The following is a 211-nucleotide window of genomic DNA, read 5'->3' as shown; positions in this document are numbered from 1 at the left end:
TGGAATGTCTGTTGCTGTCCATGAGCCATCCGTTCCTGTTGTTACTGTTGTTTCATCTCCGTTAACATCAGTAATTACAACTTCTACTCCTTCTATTCCTTCTTCTCCTGGATCTTGTATTCCATCGCCGTTAAGATCTTCGAATACAACTCCTGTTAATTCTGCAGTTATTGGTTCATAACCGTCATCGGTTGTTGCTGTTTCAACTCCT

The 211-nt window shown here is 41.2% G+C and carries 1 protein-coding gene; it reads right to left on the bottom strand.

Translation table 11 applies throughout. The features are described from left to right. Nucleotides 1–211, bottom strand: a 211-nt coding sequence (locus tag ACVC3Y_RS00080; RefSeq protein ID WP_452225710.1) for an SdrD B-like domain-containing protein, incomplete at both ends; no start/stop codon positions are given.

The sequence above is a fragment of the Lacinutrix cladophorae genome, from assembly GCF_053604645.1.
Note: the sequence above shows the minus strand (reverse complement) of the source record. Positions and strands in the feature narration are given on the sequence as shown.